Here is a 23,722-nt window from a genome sequence, read left to right as displayed (position 1 = left end):
TACTCATTAGGAGTGCGCTGCAATACACGCACCAGTTTCCCCACAGGAGCCTTTCGGCCTTCACATGTTAACATATCGCCGCGCAATAATCGTAAAAATTTGTACACAAATTGTTTCCAAAGTGAAAAGGTGTGGCGCTGTTGCGACAAAGGTCGGGCCGGGCGAAACCAGCGTGACCCACGCGTCTGAAAGCAGGGCTTTGTCTTAATGTGCTGAAAGAAAGGGGATTTTAGGATCAGTAGTCGCGCTCGAAATATATCCCAAGACCTGTGTCCCCATCAGACCCCAAAGTGCCGCGCGCGGTCAGGGATGGGGTCAAGGTCAGGTTCAAATTCACCTCGGCCTCGCCCTCAGCGCCGACGGTGACGTCGGTATAGATGTTTTCCGAGATGTATTTGCCCGCCCGAACGGACGCAGCCCCCGTTTCATCGGTGGTCACGTCCAGATCGTCCAGCGCGAAGTTCCCGCGCAAACGTCCCAACACGCCTTCACCGCCTTTGCCCGCCAGTGTGCGCACCGCAGCTGCGAGCCGAAGCGCCTGAATGGCCGAGATTTGCGAGATGTCCTTGCCAAAGAGCAGCCGGGCAAGCACCTCGTCCTCGGGCAGTTCCGGCGACGAAGTAAAGCTGATTTCCGGCGATGATACCGGACCCGTCACGCCGATATAGACGTCCGTGTCCTCGGCCTTGGCTTCGGCCAAGAAGTTCAGATAGGCGTTGAAGTCGCCCTGAAGGCTAACCTCGCCTTCGGTCAGGGTAAGGCGCTTGCCCAGCATGTCCAGACGCCCCCGGATCAAGTTGAACTCGCCCTGAGGGATGACTTCGGCGCTGGTCCCGGTGACGCGTAGCTGGCCGCCCAGTTCCGCATCCAATCCGCGCCCGCGTACATAGATCTGGCCGGGTGCGTTCAGCGTGATGTCTAAAGGGTAGGGGCGGCCGGGATCGGACGAGGATGCCTCGACGATCAGGCCTGCAAACTGACGGGTTTGCCGTACGGCGGCAGGCTCGCCGACATGGGTCAGGCCTTCCATGACGGGCAGGGTACCGGATACGGTTTCGGGGATGCGCAGCTCGGTCCGGCCAAGGGTTAGGTTGGCGCGCAGGGTGGCGCCGCCTTGCAGCGGTCCGCGCATGTTGGCGGTGCCATCCACGGTGGTTTCATAAAGCTCGCCATCTGTCAGGCTCAGCTGGTCCAGTAGGATCGACAGATCCGCCTGCATCGGTGGGGTCAGACCGATCGTGCCCGTGGTCGAAATGCGCCCTCCGGTGGGGATCGAGGCTTGGACATTCAGTGTGGCGGTGCCTTGGGTCAAAGACACGTTGCCGCTGTCAATGTCGATGGATTGCTTGAGCCGTGGCAGCGCCACGCGGGCATTTTGCGTTGTGACCGTCCCGGACAGGGACGCAAGCTGAAGCGGCCCGCGCAAGGCCAGGTCATAGCTGGCGGTGCCGGTCGCCAGTCGGGGGCGGATCATCGGGTTGGCAAGCGCAAGCGGCGCGGTACCGGACAAGGCCAAATCGGCCTGCGCGCCATCAGCGCTGACTGTGCCGTCGATGCGCCCGTTTACGCCGGCAGGCCCGGTGGCGTTCATGGAAATACGCCAGTTGTCGGTGGTCAGCTCGGCGCTGCCCTGCGCTTCAACTGGGCCAGAAATGCCATCGGCCACCAGACCCAGATCAGCAAGGCGCGATTGGAACGTCACACGGGTGCCGCTATCCGATGGCTGGCCCGTAGCGGATAGGGTCAGCGCGCTGTTGTTCACGTTCAGGCGATCCAGCAGAACCGGCGCGTTGCCATCGCGATGGGCCTTCATCGCAAGGGTTGTGGTTCCGCGCAGCAGCGCGTCCGCTTGCGCGATGCCTGTGCCAAGAGATTGCGCTGTGCCGTCCAGTTCAACCGTGAAATCGCCGCTTTCCGGGGCCATCTGACCCGTGGCGTCAAAGCGCAATCCGCCCGACAGGGGGCGCTGCGCCAAGCCGCTATAGGGGGTTAGGCGTGCGATCTCTCCGCTTAAGGTGCCGTCGATTTTCTGGGGCGCGCCATCAACAAGGCGCAGCAAGGCTGAGGAGCTTAGAGCGGCATCCCCGGGCCCGGTGAACTTCGCGTCCACCTGCCAATCGTCGCCGGTCTGCGCCAGCGATGCGATCAGGCGGGCAGGGCCCAAAAGCTTGGGATCGAAGGCGCTTGCGTCGGGCAGGGCCAGCGACAGGTCCGCGGTCGAGCCTTGGGTTTTCAGATCCGCCGAAGCCTGAAGCCGCGCTTTGGCAGTTTCAATGTCCAGCGCTTCAATCCGCATGCCGGTTGTGTCGCGCACCGCGTGCAGGGCCAGCGTGCTGTCCCCGCCGATCACCGCGTCAAACTGTTTTTGGTTCACCCCAAGCCCAGTCCCGCGTCCGTCCAATCGCATGTCAAACGCGCCGCCCAGAAGGTTGCTTTCGCCGGTCAGGTCCAGCGCCACGCGACCCGTCAGCGGTGTGCCTGCAACGCCGGAAAAACGGGCAAGATCGCTGGCGCTCAGGCGCAAACTGTCGCTGCGGGCGATTACGCCCTCGGCGAAGTCAGACAGGCTTAGGTCGCCCGACAGGTCATAGTCTTCGCCGGCCAGTTTCAAATTGGAAATGGCCAGAACGTCGCCCTCGAGCCAATTAAACTGCAATTGCCCGGTCAAATCCGCCCCAATGGCAGAGGCAAGTTCTGGGCTGTCAGGCTGCACGTTGCGCGCGTCAAACTGCATTGCTCCGTCGATCACCGGGGCTGCGCCATCCGTGCCCGCGCGCAACTGTCCCGAACCGGTCAGTTTGGCGGATTCGATCTTCAGATCGTCTTGGGTGAATTCGGCAAGGTTGGCGCTGGCGGTCCACAAATCCCCCGTGCTTGCATCATAGGCGATGATCAGATCGGCCGAGGACACCAAGCTGCGCGGACCCGAGATCGGCAAACGTACCGGCTGCCCATCGGGGGCCGCGATCTTGCCGCGCAGGGCCAAACGCTCGGGCCAGCCGCTGGGGGCCAGCACCAGATCGCCAGTCAGATCCAATGACGCCGATTGCATCGACAGTGCGTCAACCCGGGTCGTTCCATCCGACAGTTGCGCGGCTCGCGCGGTCAGGTGCACAGCGTCACCGAAGAAGGGTTGATAGTCCGAATTCAGCAGGGGCGAGATGTCGCCAGACAAATCCAGCGCGAATTGGTGGTCTGAGGCCGGGGTGTCGGCGGTTGTTTTGTCCGCCGGAACCTCGAGCAAACTGACCGTGCCGTTCAGCCGGTCTTGCCCATCCGTCGCCAATGCGATCTGGGCATTGAAGTCAGACAAGGGGCCCGAGCCGTCGACCGTCAAGCCAAGGGCAGGGCGGTCGGGAATGTTCAGAAGGTTCGCCGCCAAGCCGCCTGCGTTTTCTTCCAGCGACAGCAGCAGCGACAGGACACGATTGGTGTTGTCATAGCTGCCCGAGAATTCCAACGCACCTTGCGGGCCGTCCAACCGCGTGATGCTGAGATCCGCGTTGCCAGCGCCTGCCTCGAGTGACGCCGAGCCTTCCAAAGTGATTGCGGCCGCCGCACCCAGAATGTCTTCGCCCAGATTAACCCGGTCGGCGCGGATGGTCCCGATGTTCAAAGACACGGGCAGTTCGGGCAGGGCAAAGCCTGTAGCTTCGGGCGTGGGTAGTCCGGGCTCCGGGATGGGTTGGCGCGAAAGGGTGATTTCCTCAGCCACCAGCGCGTCGATTTTGATGTTCCCGGTCAACAGCGCACTGCGCGTCCATGTCAGTGTCAGGCCACGCAAAGACAGCCAGACCCCTTCGCGGTCCGCAATGGTGATCTCGTCCACCGTGGCTTCCGAGCTAAACGCGCCCTGAAAGCCGATGATTTTGATCTCGCGCCCGGTGTCGGACAGGTTGTCTTCAAGAAGCGCCTGCAAATAGCCCCGGTCGTCATCCGAGCTTTGCGACAAAGCGGCGAAGGGCATCACAAGCAGAACAGTCAGGGTCAGAAGGATACGAAGAAACATCAAAACGCCTGCCCAATCCCAAGGTAAATCTGCACGCCATCCCCGGTATCGCCCGAGACCGGTCCAGCCACATCCAAGCGGAGTGGGCCAATGGGCGTTTTGTACCGCAGCCCAAGACCCGCCCCGGCATGCCAATCGCCATCGCCCGCAAACAAGCTGTCATCACTGATATGCCCGGCATCGGCAAAGGCCACCACGCCGATTGTGTCGGTGATATTCGCGCGAAGTTCGGTCGACACGGCAAGATAAGACCGTCCACCGCGTAGACCGTCGGTCCCCACCGGGATGCCCAGCGATTGATAAGGCTGCCCACGGACCGAGTTCCCTCCGCCCGAGAAGAACAGGTATTCCGGCGGGATGTCCTGAATGCTGTCCGAATAGACGGATCCCGCCTGAACGCGCCCCGCCAGCACAAAGCGATCCCCGGTTCCCACTCCTCGATAGGCGCGGGCATCCACAAAGCCTCGCGCGCCGCTGCCGCCATCGTTCAGGGACAGAAACGGCGTGACCTCGGCCCGGACATAGGTGCCGGATGTGGGATCCAGCAGGTCGTTGCGCCGATCCCAAGTCAGGCCCACCGGCAGGGTCAGGTGAAAGAACTCGCGATTGCCAAACACATCGGTTGTGTCCGAATAATGCAGCCCGACGCCAATTTCGCCCGTCAGGGTTTCTGAAAAGATGCGCGTCATCCCAACGCCCACGTCAATATTGCGCGAGATATAGGCAGGTTCGTCCTCGTAGGCGGCCGTGGCGAATCCAAAGGCCGTTGTGTCTGGGCCGAACGTGGCAGGCTGTTCCAACCGCGTGCTCAGAAGGTAATCAATGCCGCCATCTTGCCCCCCAATGCCCGATACTTCACCTTCGACCCGGAACCGTTCAGCACCGCCCAGAAAGTTGCGATGCATCCAGAACGCCGACACGCCGAGCCCCTCAAGCGACGACAGCTCGGCCCCGAAGCCAAAGCGGCGTGGTGTTTCGTCAGCCAGTGCCAGCCCCACGTCCAGCGTGTCGTCGGGGTTCAGGGTTTCAGCCTCGGTCAATGCAACGGATGAGAATGCGCCCGTCCGGCGCAGGCGCGTGGCGACGGTGTCCAGCGCCTCGGGGGAATAGACCTCGCCTGTGGGGAAGCCGGCAATCCGTGCGATGCGGTCCGAGCGGACAGCGCTGCCCGTGGTTTGGGTCATGTCGCCAAACCGTGCTTTCGGGCCGGGGGTGAACCCAAGATCCGCCGATAAGGTGCTGCGGTTGTGATTGGCGGTGATGTTTTGGCGGGTCAGGTTTGCCTTTGGGTGGCCGGCTTGACGCCATGCCAGATGGGCAGCGTCAACAGCCGCCTGAATTTGCGTGCTCTCAGCGCGTTCGCCACTGCGAAAGCCATCGGGCAACGCTGTGTCAGGGGCCAAGGGGGCTACGCGCACGGTGCCGAAGGTGAAGGGGTTGCCCGGATCCACGGTGATCGCGACGGTGTTGATGGTGGCGGGCAGGTTGAAGACGGGGATGCGCCCAGCCTCGCGCCCATCGACGGACACCCGTATCACGCCGCCGTAATAGCCATTGGCATAGAGCACCTCGGTCAGGCGGCCATATTCAGCCAAAGCTGCGGCGATGACATCACGGGGATCGGTCTCGCCATCATCTTTGGCGGTTTTTACAAGGGATGCGGATTTGATCGCGCTTTCCAGATCGCTGTCGGACCCCAAAACGGTAATCTGAACATCTTCAAGCGCCATTGCTGATTGACCAAACACGACAAGCGCGGCAGACGCACATATCTGTCGCCAAACAGGCGCGAAACTCAACTTTCTCAAACCCAGAATCCTTGTGGCAGCAAAGTCTTCCCCAGTTGGCCAAAGCCTAGACTGTCACCGCGCCAAGCACCACAGGAATTGCGAGGTCGGCGGCTTTTCGCCTTGCACGGGGCAGGGTCGTCTAGTGCGTCAATGGCGTGGAGAACAGGCGGCAGATATTAGGGGTCTCATCCATGATCCCAGCAAGGCGCAACATGTGCCACATCAAGGCGGTGTTGCTGGACAGAACCGGGATGCCTAGCTGGGTTTCAAGCGCTGGAATGACGCTCGGGCAGTGCAGGTTGGCGTAGGCAATCAAAAGCGCATCGCAGCCGCCTTTGTTGGCCTCGGCAACCTGAAGTGCAGCGCCGTGAATGTGCGTTCGGTGATGCGGGCGACCATGCGGCATCAAAGAATACGAGGTCTTTTCCAAAGCACATTTCTTTGACGCCTCCAACATCAGCCACTTCAATACGGCGATCGAGATGGACGGTGTGAAGTCGTCATTTGATGCGCTGAAGGGCGCTTTTCGCACGTGGATTCAAAAAGCAAAAAAGCCTTCAAGCGATTGAGCTTGAAGGCTTTTTATGGCTCCGGCGGTAGGGATCGAACCTACGACCAATTGATTAACAGCCGGAAAAACCGGGTTTCTCCGGTTTTCGCCAAAACGCGCCCGTCTGACATAAGTAACTGACAGTGAACGATAATTCTTGACGAAATCCACGCTGAAGATTCATTCAATACTCTATGAAACGCTGCACAGTGCTTCCGTAGTGCTTCCGTAAATCGGAGCAAGGGAGGCCAAAGAGGAGAGGGCGGAACATGGTGAAATTGACCAAGCGGCTTGTGGACGGGTTGGAGCCTGAAGCGCGGGATTATCTTCTCTGGGACGATGATCTTGCCGGATTTGGTGTGCGGGTTTTTCCTTCTGGGCGGCGAAGCTACCTTGTGCAGTATCGGGCGGATGGACGGACCCGACGCCGCTCAATCGGGCAGCATGGCGCATTAACTGCAGAAGAGGCGCGTAAAGAGGCACGTAAACTGCTTGGAGAGGTCGCTAAGGGGGGAAACCCCTCAGAGGAGCGGAAGAGCCGCCTGCAAGCACCTACTGTGGCCTCGCTCTGTGATCGGTTTCTTGACGAATATGCGGAGCATCACTGCAAACCCAATACTCGAAACGGTTATGAGATCGTCATTCGCCGTTGTATTCGCCCCAAACTAGGACCGCGAAAAATTATAGATGTGACCCGTGCAGATATCGTTACGTTTCACCATGAGCTGCGCGAGAAACCCTATATGGCTAATCGCGCGGTTAGCATTCTGTCGAAAATGTTCAATTTGGCGGAGGATTGGGGGCTTCGCAGCGACGGAACCAACCCGGCGCGGCGTATCAAGAAGTTCAAGGAAGAGGAAAAGAAGCGTTATCTAAGCGATGATGAACAAGGTCGCCTTGGTGGTGTGCTGCTGGATGCGTTGGAGCAAGGTGAGGAAAGCCCCTATGCGGTCTCTGCGATTTTCTTGCTACTCCTCACGGGATGCCGCCTTGGGGAAATCCTCACGTTGCAATGGGATCACGTCGGGCCGTTTCACTTAGAACTTCCAGACAGTAAAACAGGACGTCGGCGTATCCCTTTGCCCGCAGAGGCACGCGAAATTCTTGGTTCATTGGAGCGCGTACCGGGAAATCCTTATGTTATCGTCGGAGAGGTTGAAGGGCAGCACCTTGTGAACTTGCAAAAGACATGGCTGCGTGTCCGCAAGAAAGCTGGGATTTCTGATGTTCGAATGCATGATCTGCGACACACCTACGCCTCTGTTGCGGTTATGAACGGTGTTGATCCGTTCATGCTTAAAGAAATCTTGGGTCATAAGAGTCTGCAAACGACATTGCGATATTCGCATTTGGCAGACCATGCTGTGCAAGCTGCGGCTGGATCAGTGGCCAGTCGGCTTGCTGGCGCGCTTCGCCAACAGGGTGGAGCGACTGCCAATCCCAATCTTCGTGTTGTATCGGGTTAACCCACCGAACAGGGGGGGGCAGGTCAATCGGACACTTGGTGCTCGGTCTGGATAGGTCTCTTTGTGTCCGAAGGCGTAACCTTACATTACATAGGGATTTAACTGGCAGTGTTTTCGCTTCATAAGGTAATCTAAAGGCACCTAATTCTAAACTCGATTGAGATTACTTTGTCCCCCTTTGAAACGTCACTTCTGATCAACCTTTGGGAAAACGCTACTCCATCCCAAACAGCCCCATTGTCATTCCTTCCGTCAGATTACCTGCCCAAAGGAAAAACACACGCTGATTTTGCCAAGCCGAAATTCACCTTTTCTGCACTGGTCGCTAATCTCCAGTCGCAAGCGGATGCGAAGGAAGCTGCGAATGGCGATCCCTTGGCTATTCTAAGTCAATCGGTTGCTGAAACGAGCGCTCTTGATAACGATCGCAACCGGTTAACTGAAGCCGGCAAAGCACGGTTATTGCAGGCGCTGGCGGCGCGTAATGTACTTGCTTTGGGATTTGATTACCCTCGAAAGCGTCAGGATGTGCCGATTAAGCTGGAAGCTTCGGATTTTGGCGGTGCTGCACGTTTTCGCTGGGATCTAGGCACCTTGCGTTCGCAAGGCCTACATACCATAGAGGTCCGCTTTATTTCGGCAGAGCGAGCGGAGGGTCTTGCCAAGAAACTGCATGCTGAAACTCTAAATCGTACAGGCGTGAAGTTTGCTGAGCCTGCCAAACCCGTTGGACGTCCCACAATCAAACCTCAGATCGAAGCAGCTTTCAATGCGCTTTTGAAAGAGGGAAGTGTCGATACTACAGCGCCAATGAAAAGAAATTATATCCTTATAAGGCAGTGGCTTGCAGTGCATTGCTCAGAAATAACGGTAACGCCTTACGCGCCAAATGATGAAACCATTCGACGCATCATAAAACCCCTCTTTGATCAGGCCAAAAAACAATAAATTCGGTGCCATTTTATTGTTGTTTTTTGTGGTTCAGGACTTCCGCAGAACAGAGACATTAAACGTTTCTAAGCGGAGAACATGAAAATGAACTACTCAACACAAATCCTCAAAGCTGCGGATAGTGATCTTGATTAGCTGATGGACGAACGCGAAGCAGCATCGATCCTTTGCTACTCGGTACGTGCTTTGCAGAATTGGCGTCATCGCGGAGGCGGGCCAAAATTCGTGAAAGTATCGGCGCGCTCGGTGCGTTATCGTCGCCGCGATCTTCTGGAATGGGTCGAAGCGCGCATTGTTGCCAATACCTCTGAATGAAGCGAACCGAGGTTCTGATATGTCAGTTCATGACGGCACCAATTCCAGAGCACCACGAAGCATCGGTTCCGTTGTGTCGGAAGTGCAGGGCAGGGGCCAAAGCAAAGCTTTGAGCCCCATCAGCAAGAGCAAGGCGGCGAGCTATTCAGAGGTAAAGCAAGCTTGGGCGGAGCAAGTCGCTGCTGACAAAGCATTGACTGGGATCGCCCTGCGAATAGCTCTCGCGTTTCCCAAGTGGCTCAATCGCGAAAGCCTGCTCGCATGGCCTGCGCAATCGACGCTTGCCGAAGTGACAAATTCGCAAGTCCGCAGTGTTCGGGCCGCTCTCAAGCTCATGGAGGAACGAGGGCATTTGACCTGTGTGAGCGAGTTTCGCGGAGGGCGGCAGACTAATCGCTACAGGATTGTATTACAGGAGACGGAGATCACACCCGTCCTCTATGAGAGCGGATCGTTTGAACCGGTCAGAGAAGTTCCACGGGACCGGAGTGAGGGGAGGTCTCCTTCCGGTCCGAGCGGTCCCCAAAAACCGCTCTGCGCGGATCGGATCAACCGAGGAACACTTGAAAGAACACAAGAAAGTAACAATGATGTGCTGAGCGCAGCTGGTGAAGAGGAGCCGATAAGACAGCGCGTAACTCCCCAAAGAGCAGTTGAGATCATGCGTGAAGTCATGGGCGATGAGCGGGTGTCTGAAACCGGGTATTTGAATAGAGAGTGAAAGACGTAGAAAAACTACGTTTTAACAAATTCTCAAGTAGAACGAATCCTTATTAACTTGGGGAGATTTTCAATCTTATTGCTGTCACTGCGCTAGTTGAATAAAACGAGTTGATAACTTGGACATTCGGTCAACTAATTTGAAGTCAGAAGGTTCGCGGTTTAAGTTTGTGTAAGGGGACCATTATCGAAGTTATTGCAAAACCCTACAGTTAGAATCTAATACAAGCCTTGCTTAGATAACGTTCTCTGATTTTTTGCATTTTCACTGTTATCAACTTCTTGGATTTCAGTATATCAATCCACCACAGGTTGCTCTGGATTCCTTGCTGTAATCACTATATATCGTGGGTATTATACCTGTTGCTGGATGCATTTGGTGTGCGTCGAACGACCGATAATGTTGTTGGCACTGAATGCGAGGAGAAGTCGATGTTAGAGCAAGTTTATTGGATTGCAGGAATCGTAGCAGCTATTGTGGCTTTTGTAGGGTTGTTCGTTCGGCGGTGGAAAGGAACAACCAATATCGGTCAAAACGCTAAGGTTTCTGGCCAAGGAAACACCGTAAACCAACGCTTGGATAATGATAGCAGCGAGAGCAATGGTGACTGATGAAAATCGGTCTACCGTCGCCTGTCAAGAGGCTGTTCCAGACTCAGAAATCGACCAATACTCAATCCGTTGAGGTCAGTGGCGACGGGAACACGGTCGACCAGTCAATTCAGAATGTCATCATAACAGATAAAGACTCCCCGTTAAGTCGAAAAATCTTGAATAATCTTCACAACCGAAGCGAAGAAACCGATGTCCAGTCATTAGCAGTGGACTCTTTAGATGATGATGACCGACCTGAAATCCAACGCATACTGGAATATCGAAATATTGCGCGTGAGGGTGACGGCGACACTGCCATAAAACTGCTGCAGAAACTTAGATCCGAAGCGCCGTACTCTAGCGGCTACTTTGCCTTTCGGCTTAGCTTCAACCTTGGCGTTATCCAGCAAGATATCGGTGATCTCTCCAGCGCAAGCACTTCGCTAAGAACCGCGTACGCATTCTTTCCTGAACATCCGAAAGCCAAAACTGCCTTAGCGTTTGCCGACCTACTTGATGGAGAGGATAGGCCCGCATTGGAGCGGGCAAAAGAACTTCTAAAACTCGACGGAGATCACCGCAACTTAGCTGCGTGCATTGTATTCAACGCCGCACGAAACCTTGGTGAAGAGATTCCCGCCGAAGACATCATTTTAAACGAATTGGACTCAACTGATGTCAAAGCTGCCTACTTGGAATACTGCCGAAAAGTTCGCCCAGACTCCTACAAAGCCGAACTAGACCGCGCGTTTGCAGAAACACCTAAGAACGATGCAATTGCGACTATGTGGGCGCTATCGATCCTTGACGACATTAAGCAGAACCAAGCGTTTTTGCTTGGAGCAAAGATGCCTGAAGGATTCGAAGATGAAGTAGAAACATGTGCTGAGATATTGCGGAACGATCTCGAAGTTTCGTTGAAGCGACGTCCACCAAACAAGCTTCTACTTCCTTCACAGGCGAACAATGCGGCGGTTTCGCTTCGACTTGTCGGTAAAACAGCCGAGGCTGCAAAGTTGTTGGATGGTGCTATCGAGGCATTTCCGGCTTTGAAAAGCGACATCGCTCAAGTGAGAGCAGTCCTATATCTTCAAGATGACAAAGATCATGAGGCGTTGGCGTTAATTGGTCCGCAAACTGACGCCTTGGATCTCCAAATCATGGCGGCAGAAATCGAAGCCAAAAATGGTATCGTTTCGACCGCATTAGAAAGAATTGATAAGGTCTTGAAAGCTGGAACTGAAGATGGTCTCCGAATACATGCTCTCGCCACAAAAGCTAGGATCGGTATCAATTCGCTAGTCCGTGAAACGGCTGACCAAGCGCTCGATGAATTGGCCGCCCTTAGTCCGGATTCAACGGAATTGATGTTGTTGAAGTCAGCGTACGAGAGAGCATTTGAAATTCAGACCGATCCCAAGGACTTTGAAAGCCTTCCAATTCAAAGTCACGAGCAATCGCAGGAGCAAGAGAACCTTTTGGCTTCTCTCAACGAAGCGGATGACTTAGACTTCTTCACTTTGCTTCAAACAGCCGACGAACTCCTTGCTCGTGGCTTCTATCGAGAATGTACTGATCTTCTTCGAGATAGAGTCAGCTTTCGCAATGCAAGCCCAGCCTTGGTAACGCTTTGCGACGCCTGTCTAAGGGGCCATCTGGGAACACTTGCGAAGGAAATTGATGATGCCCTGTCGCCTCAAGTCAAAGAATCTGTCTTCGGATGGCGATTCAGCTCAAACGTCGCGTATTTAAGTGGTGTCGCTGCAAATGCTGTGCCACCAGCTAGGAAGCTATTCGAGGACAATCCGAAATCAATAAGCGCGTTGGAATGGTACATACAAGCACTTCTTCGTGCAAACGACAAGAACAGGGTTAACCGCGTTGTCGCCAGTTTAGACGATGCGAAACTTACAGGAACGGTCGAAGACAGATCAAACTACGTAAAGCTTCTTGTGTTTTGTGGTGAGTTGGAACGCGCACGAGCTTTTGCCTATCGGCTCTTTTGTGAAAACCAAAACGACGCACAGGCTTGGTTAGCGCTTAGCGCTAGTGTCCTAGCTTTTGGACGTCCCCAAGATACCGACGATAGTTTCCAAGTCGATCAAGTTCAGGATGGCGCGTCATTCGAAATAGAGCTAAGCGATGGTTCAATACAATCCTTTACAATTGAAACGGAGAGCGACTTGTTCACCCTCAGAGAGGGTAACATTCCGCTGGACCATCCTGTTGCTGTCGCCGCACTTGGCAAAGCCGTAGGGGATGATTTTGATTGGCCTTTCAAAGGAAACAGCACAGCCAGAATAACATCTGTAAAGCACAAGGCGTTGGCGGCATTTCACCAAATCACTCATAAGTTTGAGGAGCGTTTCCCTAACGTTTCAGGGTTCAAGTCAGTATCGGTGAATTTTGAGGACCCGTCCGGCCTTGATGAAATGAAGGCGATGCTCAAACAAAGGGTGGACTATGCGCAAAGCAAGGCTGCGGAATATCTTGAAGGGTCATACCCAATTTACATCTTGGGCTATCACCTTGGGATTGACCCCATTGACGCGCTACTGGGCATCTACTCGGAATGCGGCGTTTCCCCAAAGGTTTCGTCATGCACACACGCAGATCAAGAGACGGCGCAAAAATCGCTACTCTCGGCAAAGAAGTCTGGCGTGATTGTTGATGCCGCGGCCTTCTATTTGATACGCCGCTTAGAAATTGAAACGGCTGTGGAAGAGGAATTTGGCAAGATCGGAGTAACCCAAGAAACTGTAGACGTCTTCCTTCGGCGATTGCGAGAAATTGAAGATACGAGCTTTTTTGAAAGCAATACCGGCGAAAGAAAGGCTGGTAGCATCTCTATCCAAAATGGTCAGATCATAATGACCGAAAAATCGGAAGAAGACGTAAACGCGAAACTTAACTCTGTGCGCGCTGATTTGAACTGGCTTCAATCAAGATGCGCTGTGTTGCCCGCTGTCGCTAAGATTGATCCGCCAGATGAAGTAGTTCGTTTCCGCAGAGAAGCTGGTGGTCGCTTCTTCGATGATATTTTTGCCGCGGACGGATCAGACCGCGTTCTAATTTCCGATGACTACCACTTGAGGAAGTGGGCAGAGGGCTTGTTTGGTATTGCCGGTGCTTGGATGCAAGCGTTACTATTTTATTTGGAAGAGCAAAAACGCATTTCTGCCGAGGCGGTGATCAAAGGTACGCTTCAACTACAATTTTTGGGTGAGGACGCTCTCGGCACCAATGCTGATCGCCTTCTGGTCGCCGCAGAAATGATGGCAACGGGTGAGTTGTCTGAAGGCGACTTTGCCAAATATAGTTCGCTGCTGGGACAGAAAGGCGCGGATATGCGCTCACATATTCAGGTATCGCTGGCGACGATCGACGGATTGTGGACAATTGACTCCCTCACTTCGGTCCGAGAAAGGGCTACCAGTATCTTACTTGGCAACCTAACCAGGTTTCAGGGAGCAGATACACGTGCGGTACTTGACACGCTCCAAACGCTTTATCGAGAAGGTCCGGCCACGTTGTATATACAGAATTGGCGCGTGGGTCATTTTCTAGCATAGTTGAGCCGAGCAACCAGCCCAGAGATTCGAGTGATTTAGAGGGTGGCATGACGCCCTATGTTTGCGTGTCTAGTATTCGAATGCGCTGCCCGCGTAGTTCACTGAAGCTTGTGTAATGAGGTTAGCAGTCTTTTTAAGCGCGAAAATCCTTCGGTGTTTTCAAAGGTTTGCCTACGCCTCGTACATGTGGCCTGCGCCAAGTCAGATTTCCATTTCGCGCCAAGAACAAGTGTCCACGGACCCAATGGGCAGCTCGTTTCGTGGTGCCGGAGCTTTGTTCTTCGTTGGTTTCGGGCGAGGATTGCACTCGTCCTTCTTTGCCGAGACGGACTATAGATAGATCGAGTTTTGGGGCGACTTCACCTTGTCGTTCGAACTTCCTTCTTTTGCTCGTGCTGACTGGAGTTGGCTCTGGAATCTCAAGTATTTCAGGACGGTTGTGCAGCGCTGAAATCGACAAGAGTTTCGCCACGCATTGAATTGCATTTCGCAAGGCCTCTTGCTCCCGCTCCTGTACGGTATCGAGCGGAATGGGGTCATAGAGGTTGTCCGAGCGTCGATATCGCCCTTTCTCCTCCTCCGTCATCAAATCTTGGACAAATGTAATGGGTGTATCTGATAACTCGACACCTCCGTCGCGTTTAAACAACACCTCGGAACCCGAATAGAGCACAACCAAGTTTCCACCGTTGGGTAGCTTTATCAACTTAGCGGTGTTTACGTTCAATCCGTCATCTATGAAATCGATCATGGCCCCAATCCGACCATCTGGATATCCCTTCGGTGCTGCAGCGTCGAACTCGATCCAAACTGAATGAAAGGGCAGTCGCATATTTGCGATAGCAGTAAAGAACTCCTCTTCGCCAAGAGCCATACTGTGTTCTTTGAGAAATTGAACGGCTTCTCGCCGGAGGTAAAACGGGTGTGCGTTAGTAATGCGATCTGCAAGAGCGTCAGCGAATGTCCGATCGCCATTCCAAACTTGCAGGCAATGCTTTTTACTCAGGTCTTTAATAATATGATCGCGAAACTTTATTGCGTCGCCTAGATGCCTTTGCATTTCCAAAACCGGCTTGTTGAACGGGATTTGCTACTATCTGATCACTCTGTACTTGAGTGGTTAGTTCGTCAATGAAGGTTTCCATGAAGATGCTTCGAAGCGAAACGAACTAGGTACAGCGCCTTCGAGGAGGATGAAGCCGAAAACATCGCTGCGACAAATCAGCAACAACACTTTAGGTGTCGCGGTGCTTCCGTAGTGCTTCCGTGGTTCAAACTAGACCAGTAGCCCTGAAAGCCAAAAAACCTTCAAGCTATTGAGCTTGAAGGTTTTTTATGGCTCCGGCGGTAGGGATCGAACCTACGACCAATTGATTAACAGTCAACTGCTCTACCGCTGAGCTACGCCGGAACATGTGGGGCGATATAGCAAGGGCGATTCCGGGCCGCAAGAGGCGAAATTACTTTTTTTCGTCCTTCATTCGAAAAACTGCGTTGGCCTCTAATCTGGGGCTTGCCGCGACGATTTCGCGGGTGGCCAGGTCGATCAGGTGAGCGAAGACATTGCGTTCGGCGGCGGGGATCAGGGCGGCGGGTGTATCGGTATAAATCGCGCGGGTCAGGGTGGGGACGGTTGCGTCGGGAAGGTCGGACAGTGTTGCGATGATCTCGGCCTCGCGGTTAAGGCGGTGAGTGATCAGCCAATCCAGTCGCGCGGCGGGGTCTTCGATCCGGTCGCCATGAGCCGGGTAGTATACGCGGTCGTCACGCGCGGCCAGTTTGTGGCAGGAGGCCATGAAGGCGGTCAGATCTCCGTCAGGGGGTGAAACCAAGGAGCTGGCCCAGCCCATGATGTGATCTCCTGTAAAAACAACGTCTTGAGATGCGAAGCTTAGGTGGTTGGCAAGGTGGCCGGGGGTCCAGATCGTCTCGATTTGCATATCGCCTGCGGTGAAAACTTCGCCATCGGACAGGGTGATGTCGCAGGTGAAATTGGCATCCACGCCTTCGCCTCCGGTCGACAAGCCCCGGGCAACAAGGTCGCGCATAACCTCGCTGCGGCCGGCCTGCGCGTCACCAAAGGCCATAACCGGCGCGCCGGTGGCCTGCGCCAAGGGGCGTGCCAGCGGCGAGTGGTCCAGATGTGTGTGGGTCACAAGGATTTGCGTGATGCGTTCTCCGGGCGCCAATCCATCAAGAATGGCCTGCATGTGCGACGAATCCGCAGGACCTGGGTCGATCACGGCCACATCACCTTCGCCCAGCACGAATGTGTTTGTGCCCCAATAGGTCATGGGCGAGGGGTTTGGCGCGATAATCCGGCGAATACCGGGCTCCATTCTCTGCATGATGCCTGCTTGCGGGCGCGCCTTGGGATCCATCGCCATCGGCTGTCCTTTCACTGTATTGGTACCTTCCTGCCGCGCCACCCATTGCTTGGCAAGCGCGTCGCCGCGTCATAGGGTCGGACCATGTCGCAGGTGAACCGCCCCAAAAGCGCCAGTTGGCGCGAATTTGCATGGCTGAAACGATTTATGCCGCGCGGTCTGTATGGCCGGGCCGCGTTGATTCTGATCGTGCCCATCGTGACGCTGCAATTGGTGGTGTCGGTCGTGTTCATTCAGCGGCATTTCAACCGGATCACCGTTCAGATGACCCAGGCCGTGGCCGCCGAAGTATCGTTGATTGTCAGTCAGATAAACGCTGCCCCAACGGCTGAGCTGGCACTAAGCCAAGCGCAGAGCATTGCGGGCCCGCTGAACACGCGAGTGGACTTGCCCTCGGATCCCGTAACCACGCGGCGCAGGTTCACCGATTTCACCGGATTGCGGGTCGAGCGCACGTTAGAACAAGGGTTGCCGGACCTGATCGGCGTGGATCTGGAAACGGATCGATCTGTGGTGACGCTGGCTGTCACGACCGATCATGGCATCTTGCGTATCGTGCTGGGGCGCGACCGAATGTCCGCCACCAATCCGCATCAATTGTTGGTTTTGATGGTCGTCACCGGGTTCCTTATGACCCTGATCGCCTATCTGTTTCTGCGCAATCAATTGCGTCCGATTCGGCGACTGGCGCGCGCTGCAGAAGCGTTCGGGAAGGGGCAGGTTCTGCCGTACCGTCTGGCCGGCGCGACCGAAGTGCGCGCGGCGGGCAAGGCCTTTCTGGACATGCGATCCCGCATTGAACGTCAAATCGAACAGCGCACTCTGATGCTGTCCGGCGTCAGCCATGATCTGCGCACGCCTCTGACCCGGTTGCGTTTGGGTCTGTCGATGATTGATGACGATACGCGCGAGGATCTTGAGAGGGACGTCGAAGACATGGAGCGTCTGGTCGATGGCTTTCTTGGTTTTGCTCAGGCTGACGCACTGGAAGATGCGCCCGAACCCGTGGACCCACTGGCGCTGGTCCATCATTTGGCCGAGAATGCGCAGCGGGCTGGAATGGACGTAACACTGGGCGAGCTTGCGGACCCGGGCGAGCGGCCCCTTAGACGCACCTCGCTGGAGCGGGCATTGGACAATTTGCTTGGAAACGCAACGCGTTACGGGTCGCGCGCGCGGTTGTCTTTGTTGCTTGGCCGCGGGGATCTTCGGTTCGTGATCGAAGATGATGGGCCGGGCATCGCGATCAAGGATCGCGACGAGGCACTGAAGCCTTTCGCCCGTCTGGACGAATCCCGCAACCAGAACAAGGGCTCGGGTGTCGGGCTTGGCCTTGCCATCGCCAGCGACATTGCGCGCGGGCATGGTGGGCATTTGCGGTTGGGGGACAGCGCAGATCTGGGCGGGTTGAAGGTCGAGCTGGTTTTGCCGCTTTGAACAATTGCAGGGTCGGGTCGCAAACGGGCTCGACAGGGCGCAAAATGACCTGTCTTCTGGACCTGACCGAAAAAGAGCCCCCATGTCTGTGATTGCCCCCGTGCCAAACATTGCCCATTGGAATGAACGCGTTGATATGGCCGCGGCCTTTCGCTGGACCGCACGCTTGAACATGCATGAAGGCGTGGCGAACCATTTTAGCCTTGCGGTGAATGACAGCGGCACCAAGTTCCTGATGAACCCCAACCAGATGCATTTTGCACGGGTTAAAGCATCAGATTTGCTTGAGATTGACGCGGACGACCCAACCACAATGGACCGCCCTGATGCGCCAGACCCGACCGCATGGGGCCTGCATGGTGGCGTGCACCGCCATTGCCCCCACGCGCGCTGCGTGATGCATGTGCATTCGATCCACGCAACGGTTCTGGCGTCTTTGGCGGACAGCAATCTGCCGCCCATTGACCAAAACTGCGCGACCTTCTTCAACCGCTATGTGATCGACGACGGCTATGGCGGCTTGGCGTTCGAGGATGAAGGCGAGCGCTGTGCGGCGCTTCTGACCGACCCGAAAGTGAAAGTCATGATCATGGGCAATCACGGCGTCTTGGTGATCGGAGACAGCGTCGCGGACACGTTCAACCGGCTTTATTATTTCGAACGCGCCGCCGAGACCTTTATCCGCGCCCTACAAACCGGCAAGCCGCTGCGGGTTTTGTCTGATGACGTTGCCGAGAAAACCGCGCAGGAGTTGGAAGAGTACCCAGATCAGGGCGACCGGCATATGGCGGAACTACGCGCGATTTTGGATGAGGAGGGGAGCAATTATGCGTCGTGAGGGGGGGGCGTATACTTTCGAAGTTCGCAAAATGTGGGACGGCAGCAAGTTGAGAGCGCGCTGTGTCATCTTTGCGGACGGAGCTGCCATGCAGGCAATTTCCGCTTTGTCTAATTCAAAGATCGGAAACACCGGCTTGGACCGGGCGTTCCAAGTATGTCGACAAAGCCACATAGCTCTTGGTCGAAATCACTTCGGGAAGCGCGTAAAGGCGCGCGAGTAGTGCCTCCATCGCTTGTGTACTTTCCATCCGGACTTTTAGGATCATGCACGTGTCACCTGTCACAGAATGAATCTCTTCGACCTCAGGAAGCTCTTCGATTTGCATCAGCGCGTCACTTTTTCCCCAGCCGCTCGTATTAATGTGAACGAACGCTAAGAACTGCTTTCCAGTCATTTTCGGGTCAAGCTGCGCCGAAACGGATTTGATCCGCCCACTGGATTTGTAGCGTTTTACACGTTCATGGACAGCCGGCGCAGACAGGCCTACCGCTTTACCCAAATCGCTGTAGCTCTGTTCGGCATCCTTCGCCAGAAGGCCTAACAGGTTTCGGTCAATCTCATCCAAACCGTAGGCATCCTTGGCCATTTACCGAACCTCATTCGATTTTTTCAAGAAATTACAGAATCTAGTATCGTATTGGAGCAAATTCGTCTACCGGTTTGTCCTCGAAAGGGGGGCACGATGAACCCAGTTTGGCTCCTGATGTTAGGCATCAGTATTGTCGGATCAAACTCTTTGGTCCTCAGTCCAATCGCAACGGACGTTGCGGTGTCCTTGCCGCGCAGCTCCGCGACCGACGTCATGTTTGCCTCGGCTGTCTATGGCGCGGCAACAGCGATCAGCGCGCTGACGCTTGCACCAAAAGCAGATCAGATCGGGCTGCGGCGCGCATTGTTCTTTGCGCTCATCGGGTTGTGCTTGACGATGGCGGTCTGCGCATCGGCAACAGTGCTGTGGGTCCTGATCGTGGGCCAAGCATTGGCCGGATTGGCAGCGGGCCTCGCCTTGCCTGCAATCTACGGGCTCGCAGCCGAAATCGCACCAAAAGGACATGAAAGCGAAACCCTTGGCAAAGTTCTGACGGGCTGGACGCTCAGTCTCGTCGCTGGTGTAAGCCTGTCGGCCGTTCTCACTGATTTCCTGCATTGGCGCATCGTTTTTGTGATCCTTGGCGCGACTGGTCTGATTTTGCTTATCGCACTTAGGCAGGCTGAGATTTCGGAAACGCGCCCAACCGAGAAAGCAACCTCGCCGCTTGAGGCTATACGAATAACAGGCCTTCCCCCGATCCTATTTGCCGTAGCTTGCTACATGGCGGCCTTCTACGGGCTCTATGCCTACTTGGGCACACATCTTACGCAAGTGTTGGGGATTGCGACCGGTATCGCGGGTCTTGCTGCGCTTTCATATGGTGTTGGCTTTGGCGTTGTCGCGCCCCTTGATCGCTTCATTGACCAGCATGGAGCAACCAAAGCCGCTCCGGTCGTCTTCGTTACATTGCTTTGCGTATATGTCGGGCTTTCGTTGCTGGCACCGTTCGGTATGGCCCTCATTGTGTTCTGTTTCATGTGGGGCGCTGCAAACCATCTTGGATTGAACATTCTTGTGGGCCAATTGACGGCGCTGTCTCCGGGGCAGCGTGCAACTATTCTCGGTCTTTATAGTGCGGTCACCTATGCCGCCATGTTCGTAGGCACGACGGTCTTCAAAGTGGTTTTCGAAGCGTATGACTTTTCGGTCATTGCGCTTCTCTCGGCGGCTTGCATCGCGCCTGCGACGCTAGGCGCGGTTCGACGGCAATACCGCCTCGCCAAAGCGGACGTTCGTCAGAATGCAGAAAATGACTAGTATGGGCTCTTACCGGACATCTGATGCATGACGAAAAGAATCCATACATCAGCGAGTGATCCTTAAACCTCAGCTATACAACCATCGGCACAGATCGGAGATTTTTGGTAGGCCCGGCAGGACTTGAACCCGCAACCAAAGCGTTATGAGCGCTCTGCTCTAACCAATTGAGCTACAGGCCCACTGTTACTCTTGGTGGCGCCATAGCTAGCAAACTGGTGGCCAGCGTCAAGCAAGCCGTAGACTCTTTCTGCCCCTTACGCTATCGCAGGCGCAGAAAATTTGCCGCGCGACCACAGCCACCATGGGGGACAGACATGAGCGACGCATCCAAGGGCATCACCTACGCAGACGCAGGCGTGGATATCGACGCGGGCAACGCGCTGGTTGAGCGCATCAAACCTGCCGCAAAACGCACCAACCGTCCGGGCGTGATGGCTGGTCTTGGCGGCTTCGGCGCGCTGTTTGATCTGAAAGGCGCAGGGTTCAAGGATCCGGTTCTGGTCTCGGCCACCGATGGCGTGGGCACCAAGCTGCGCATCGCGATTGACACCGGCAATGTGGACACGATCGGCATCGATCTGGTGGCCATGTGCGTAAATGACCTTGTGTGTCAGGGCGCAGAGCCTTTGTTCTTCCTTGATTACTTCGCCACGGGCCGTCTGGAAACCGACAAGGCCGCGCGGATCATCGAAGGCATTGCCAAGGGCTGCGAGCTTTCGGGCTGCGCGCTGATTGGCGGCGAGACTGCCGAAATGCCCGGCATGTATGAAGATGGCGACTTTGACCTTGCTGGCTTCTCGGTCGGCGCGATGGAGCGCGGGGAAGACTTGCCCAAAGGCGTCAAAGACGGTGACATTCTTCTGGGTCTGGCGTCGGACGGTGTGCATTCAAACGGCTATTCGCTGGTGCGCAAGCTGGTTGAGGTCTCGGGCCTTGGCTGGGACGCAGGCTGTCCGTGGGACGCTGACATCACGCTGGGCGAGGCTCTGTTGGCCCCGACGCGTCTTTACGTGCGTCAGGCGCTCGAGGCCGTGCGGGCAGGGGGCGTGCATGCGCTGGCCCACATCACCGGCGGTGGCCTGACCGAAAACCTGCCGCGCGTTCTAGCCGAAGGTTTGGGTGCTTTGGTTGATCTGGACGAATGGGACCTGCCGCCCGTCTTTAAATGGCTGGCAGAAACTGGCGGAATGGATCAGGCCGAGATGCTGAAGACCTTCAACGCGGGTCAGGGCATGGTGCTGGTTGTAGACGCGCAGGCCGCGAAACCGCTGACCGATCTTTTGACCAATGCCGGCGAGACCGTGACCCAACTGGGCCGTATCCAGAAGGGCGAGGGCGTCAGCTATCTGGGATCGCTCGCGTGAGTGACGCCACCAAGAAACGGGTCGCCATCCTGATCTCAGGCGGCGGCTCGAATATGGTGACGCTGGCCAGTTCCATGACCGGCGATCACCCGGCGCGCCCCTGTCTGGTGCTGTCGAACGTGCCGGATGCGGGTGGTCTGGCCAAGGCCCGCGCCATGGGTATTCCCACCGCCGTTGTGGATCACCGCGACTTCAAAGGTGACCGCGAAGGGTTTGAAACGGCCCTGAACGCTGTGTTGGATGCCGCCAATCCCGACATCATCTGTCTGGCTGGTTTTATGCGCATTCTGACCGAAGGCTTCACTGGCCACTGGGCGGGGCGTTGCCTGAATATTCACCCGTCGCTTTTGCCGAAATACAAAGGCCTGCATACCCACCAGCGTGCGCTGGATGCCGGGGATGCGGAAGCGGGTTGTTCTGTGCATGAAGTCACCGCCGAACTGGATGGCGGCCCGATCCTTGGACAAGCCCGTGTACCCATCGAACCCGGTGACACCGCGGACACGCTTGCCGCACGGGTGCTGATACAAGAACACCAGCTTTACCCCGCGGTGTTGCGCCGCTTTGCAGATGGGGACCGCGCCCCGACCTTGCTGCCATAGGGCACCAGTTCGTTGCAAAGTTGTGCAAGGCTTCCCTTTCCCGCAGTTTACCCTTAAACCCGAGCGAAGCCTAAGTTTTGGGGCGCTTAGAAGAGCAGGTAAGTACTTATGATCACGATCACGACGACCGAGGCGCTGGAACAATTTTGCATCCGGGCTACCTCGCACCCCTATGTGACCGTCGATACCGAGTTCCTGCGCGAACGCACTTATTACTCGAAACTATGTCTGATCCAGCTGGCAGTGCCGGGCGATGACGAACAGGACGCCGTGCTGGTCGACCCGCTGGTGGAGGGATTGTCGCTGGAGCCGCTTTACGAGCTTTTCCGCGATGAACGCGTCGTGAAAGTCTTCCACGCCGCCCGCCAGGATCTGGAAATCTTCTTTGTCGAGGCAGGCGTCTTCCCGCGCCCGCTGTTTGACACACAGGTTGCCGCGATGGTCTGCGGATTTGGCGATCAGGTGGGGTATGAAACCTTGGTGCGCAAAATCTCGCGCGCGCAGTTGGACAAATCCAGCCGCTTCACCGACTGGTCGCGCCGCCCGCTGACAGATGCGCAAAAGAAATACGCGCTGGGGGATGTGACCCACCTGCGCGGCATTTACGAATACCTGTCGGCCGAGCTGGACAAATCGGGTCGTGCCCATTGGGTCCAGGAAGAACTGTCCAGCCTAACCGCCGCCGAGACCTATACAATCCACCCGGAAGATGCGTGGAAGCGTCTGAAAACACGTACGAATTCCGGGCGTTTCCTTGGTGTTGCGAAGGAGCTTGCGCGCTTCCGTGAAGGCTATGCACAGTCGCGGAACATTCCCCGTAACCGGGTGATGAAGGATGACGCACTGCTGGAATTGGCTTCAACCAAGCCACGCACCATTCAAGAACTTGGACGCTCGCGCCTGCTTTTGCGTGAGGCGCGCAAGGGCGAGGTGGCGGAAGAAATCCTGAAAGCCATCGCAGTTGGGATGGAGCTGCCACAAGATCAGCTGCCCAAGGCGCCTGACCGGTCGAAGGAAAAACTGCAAGTGAACCCGGCGCTGGCCGACCTTCTGCGTGTGCTTCTGAAAGCGCGCTGTGAACAGGAAAAAGTGGCCCAGAAACTGATCGCCTCGGCCGCAGATCTGGACGCATTAGCAGCTGGAAAACGCGACGTTGCAGCCTTGACCGGCTGGCGCGCCGAAGTGTTCGGCGACGACGCCCTGCGCCTCTGCGAAGGTAAACTGGCGCTGGCCGCAAAAGGCCAACGCGTCGAAGTCTTTGAAGTCTAAAAG

The 23,722-nt window shown here is 55.9% G+C and carries 18 protein-coding genes and 2 tRNA genes; 12 read left to right on the top strand and 8 right to left on the bottom strand.

All coding sequences use genetic code 11. The annotated features are described in order from the left end of the window. Positions 1 to 235: 235 nt before the first annotated feature. From ACXAH3_RS04490 to ACXAH3_RS04480, 3 genes are all read right to left on the bottom strand, one after another. The gene (locus ACXAH3_RS04490; RefSeq protein WP_474860861.1) at positions 236 to 4,009 is read right to left on the bottom strand and encodes a translocation/assembly module TamB domain-containing protein; all 3,774 of its coding nucleotides are present in this window, start codon (positions 4,007 to 4,009) and stop codon (positions 236 to 238) included. Beyond that, a complete protein-coding gene (locus ACXAH3_RS04485) occupies positions 4,009 to 5,739 on the bottom strand; it encodes an autotransporter assembly complex protein TamA (RefSeq protein ID WP_474860860.1) in 1,731 nt (576 codons plus the stop codon). The genes ACXAH3_RS04490 and ACXAH3_RS04485 overlap by 1 nt, the downstream gene beginning before the upstream one ends. A 199-nt stretch (positions 5,740 to 5,938) precedes the next feature. After that, positions 5,939 to 6,331: an aspartate racemase/maleate isomerase family protein gene (locus ACXAH3_RS04480; protein ID WP_474860859.1), complete on the bottom strand. Its 393-nt coding sequence runs from the start codon at positions 6,329 to 6,331 to the stop codon at positions 5,939 to 5,941. Positions 6,332 to 6,618: 287 nt separating this feature from the next. On the opposite strand from ACXAH3_RS04480, the gene ACXAH3_RS04475 reads away from it, so the two are divergent. The 6 genes from ACXAH3_RS04475 (at position 6,619) to ACXAH3_RS04450 (ending at position 13,967) form a co-directional block, all read left to right on the top strand. After that, positions 6,619 to 7,815, top strand: coding sequence for a tyrosine-type recombinase/integrase (locus ACXAH3_RS04475; RefSeq protein WP_474860858.1), 1,197 nt, complete (start codon positions 6,619 to 6,621; stop codon positions 7,813 to 7,815). 168 nt (positions 7,816 to 7,983) lie between these two features. Beyond that, entirely contained in the window at positions 7,984 to 8,763 is a 780-nt protein-coding gene (locus ACXAH3_RS04470; protein ID WP_474860857.1) for a hypothetical protein, read from the top strand. A gap of 141 nt (positions 8,764 to 8,904) precedes the next feature. Beyond that, positions 8,905 to 9,081: a helix-turn-helix transcriptional regulator gene (locus tag ACXAH3_RS04465; protein ID WP_474860856.1), complete on the top strand. Its 177-nt coding sequence runs from the start codon at positions 8,905 to 8,907 to the stop codon at positions 9,079 to 9,081. A gap of 19 nt (positions 9,082 to 9,100) precedes the next feature. Continuing rightward, the gene (locus tag ACXAH3_RS04460; protein ID WP_474860855.1) at positions 9,101 to 9,802 is read left to right on the top strand and encodes a hypothetical protein; all 702 of its coding nucleotides are present in this window, start codon (positions 9,101 to 9,103) and stop codon (positions 9,800 to 9,802) included. A gap of 431 nt (positions 9,803 to 10,233) precedes the next feature. Then, positions 10,234 to 10,413, top strand: a complete 180-nt coding sequence (locus ACXAH3_RS04455; protein ID WP_474860854.1) for a hypothetical protein — start codon at positions 10,234 to 10,236, stop codon at positions 10,411 to 10,413. Continuing rightward, on the top strand, positions 10,413 to 13,967 hold the full coding sequence (locus tag ACXAH3_RS04450; protein WP_474860853.1) for a PIN domain-containing protein: 3,555 nt from the start codon (positions 10,413 to 10,415) through the stop codon (positions 13,965 to 13,967). The genes ACXAH3_RS04455 and ACXAH3_RS04450 overlap by 1 nt, the downstream gene beginning before the upstream one ends. Before the next feature lie 133 nt (positions 13,968 to 14,100). Here the strand turns inward: ACXAH3_RS04450 and ACXAH3_RS04445 are convergent, their stop codons facing one another. From ACXAH3_RS04445 to ACXAH3_RS04435, 3 genes are all read right to left on the bottom strand, one after another. After that, a complete protein-coding gene (locus ACXAH3_RS04445; protein WP_474860852.1) occupies positions 14,101 to 14,841 on the bottom strand; it encodes an AcrVA2 family anti-CRISPR protein in 741 nt (246 codons plus the stop codon). A gap of 462 nt (positions 14,842 to 15,303) precedes the next feature. Then, positions 15,304 to 15,378 (bottom strand) — tRNA-Asn (locus ACXAH3_RS04440). A 49-nt stretch (positions 15,379 to 15,427) separates the two neighbouring features. Then, positions 15,428 to 16,354, bottom strand: a complete 927-nt coding sequence (locus tag ACXAH3_RS04435; RefSeq protein ID WP_474860851.1) for an MBL fold metallo-hydrolase — start codon at positions 16,352 to 16,354, stop codon at positions 15,428 to 15,430. Between the two features lie 84 nt (positions 16,355 to 16,438). Here ACXAH3_RS04435 and ACXAH3_RS04430 point away from each other — a divergent pair, with 84 nt between their 5' ends. Beyond that, positions 16,439 to 17,791, top strand: a complete 1,353-nt coding sequence (locus tag ACXAH3_RS04430; RefSeq protein WP_474860850.1) for an ATP-binding protein — start codon at positions 16,439 to 16,441, stop codon at positions 17,789 to 17,791. An 82-nt stretch (positions 17,792 to 17,873) separates the two neighbouring features. Continuing rightward, entirely contained in the window at positions 17,874 to 18,629 is a 756-nt protein-coding gene (locus ACXAH3_RS04425) for a class II aldolase and adducin N-terminal domain-containing protein (protein ID WP_474860849.1), read from the top strand. A 115-nt stretch (positions 18,630 to 18,744) separates the two neighbouring features. Here ACXAH3_RS04425 and ACXAH3_RS04420 read toward each other — a convergent pair whose 3' ends face one another. Beyond that, the gene (locus tag ACXAH3_RS04420; RefSeq protein WP_474860848.1) at positions 18,745 to 19,218 is read right to left on the bottom strand and encodes an Lrp/AsnC family transcriptional regulator; all 474 of its coding nucleotides are present in this window, start codon (positions 19,216 to 19,218) and stop codon (positions 18,745 to 18,747) included. A gap of 96 nt (positions 19,219 to 19,314) precedes the next feature. Here ACXAH3_RS04420 and ACXAH3_RS04415 point away from each other — a divergent pair, with 96 nt between their 5' ends. After that, entirely contained in the window at positions 19,315 to 20,481 is a 1,167-nt protein-coding gene (locus ACXAH3_RS04415; protein WP_474860847.1) for an MFS transporter, read from the top strand. Between the two features lie 105 nt (positions 20,482 to 20,586). On the opposite strand, the gene ACXAH3_RS04410 is transcribed toward ACXAH3_RS04415, so the two are convergent. Next, positions 20,587 to 20,663 (bottom strand) — tRNA-Ile (locus ACXAH3_RS04410). A 135-nt stretch (positions 20,664 to 20,798) separates the two neighbouring features. Between ACXAH3_RS04410 and purM the strand changes: the two genes are divergently transcribed. The 3 genes from purM (at position 20,799) to rnd (ending at position 23,719) form a co-directional block, all read left to right on the top strand. Beyond that, positions 20,799 to 21,848 (top strand): phosphoribosylformylglycinamidine cyclo-ligase, encoded by a 1,050-nt coding sequence (gene purM / locus ACXAH3_RS04405; protein WP_474860846.1) that lies wholly within the window; start codon positions 20,799 to 20,801, stop codon positions 21,846 to 21,848. After that, a complete protein-coding gene (purN, locus tag ACXAH3_RS04400) occupies positions 21,845 to 22,450 on the top strand; it encodes a phosphoribosylglycinamide formyltransferase (RefSeq protein ID WP_474860845.1) in 606 nt (201 codons plus the stop codon). Before purM ends, purN begins: the two co-directional genes overlap by 4 nt. A gap of 108 nt (positions 22,451 to 22,558) precedes the next feature. Beyond that, positions 22,559 to 23,719, top strand: a complete 1,161-nt coding sequence (gene rnd, locus ACXAH3_RS04395; RefSeq protein ID WP_474860844.1) for a ribonuclease D — start codon at positions 22,559 to 22,561, stop codon at positions 23,717 to 23,719. Positions 23,720 to 23,722 lie beyond the last annotated feature (3 nt).

The organism is Aliiroseovarius sp. ABM4_368 (assembly GCF_056161205.1).
The sequence above is the reverse complement of the archived record's forward strand: the minus strand, read 5'-3'. Positions and strand labels throughout refer to the sequence as shown.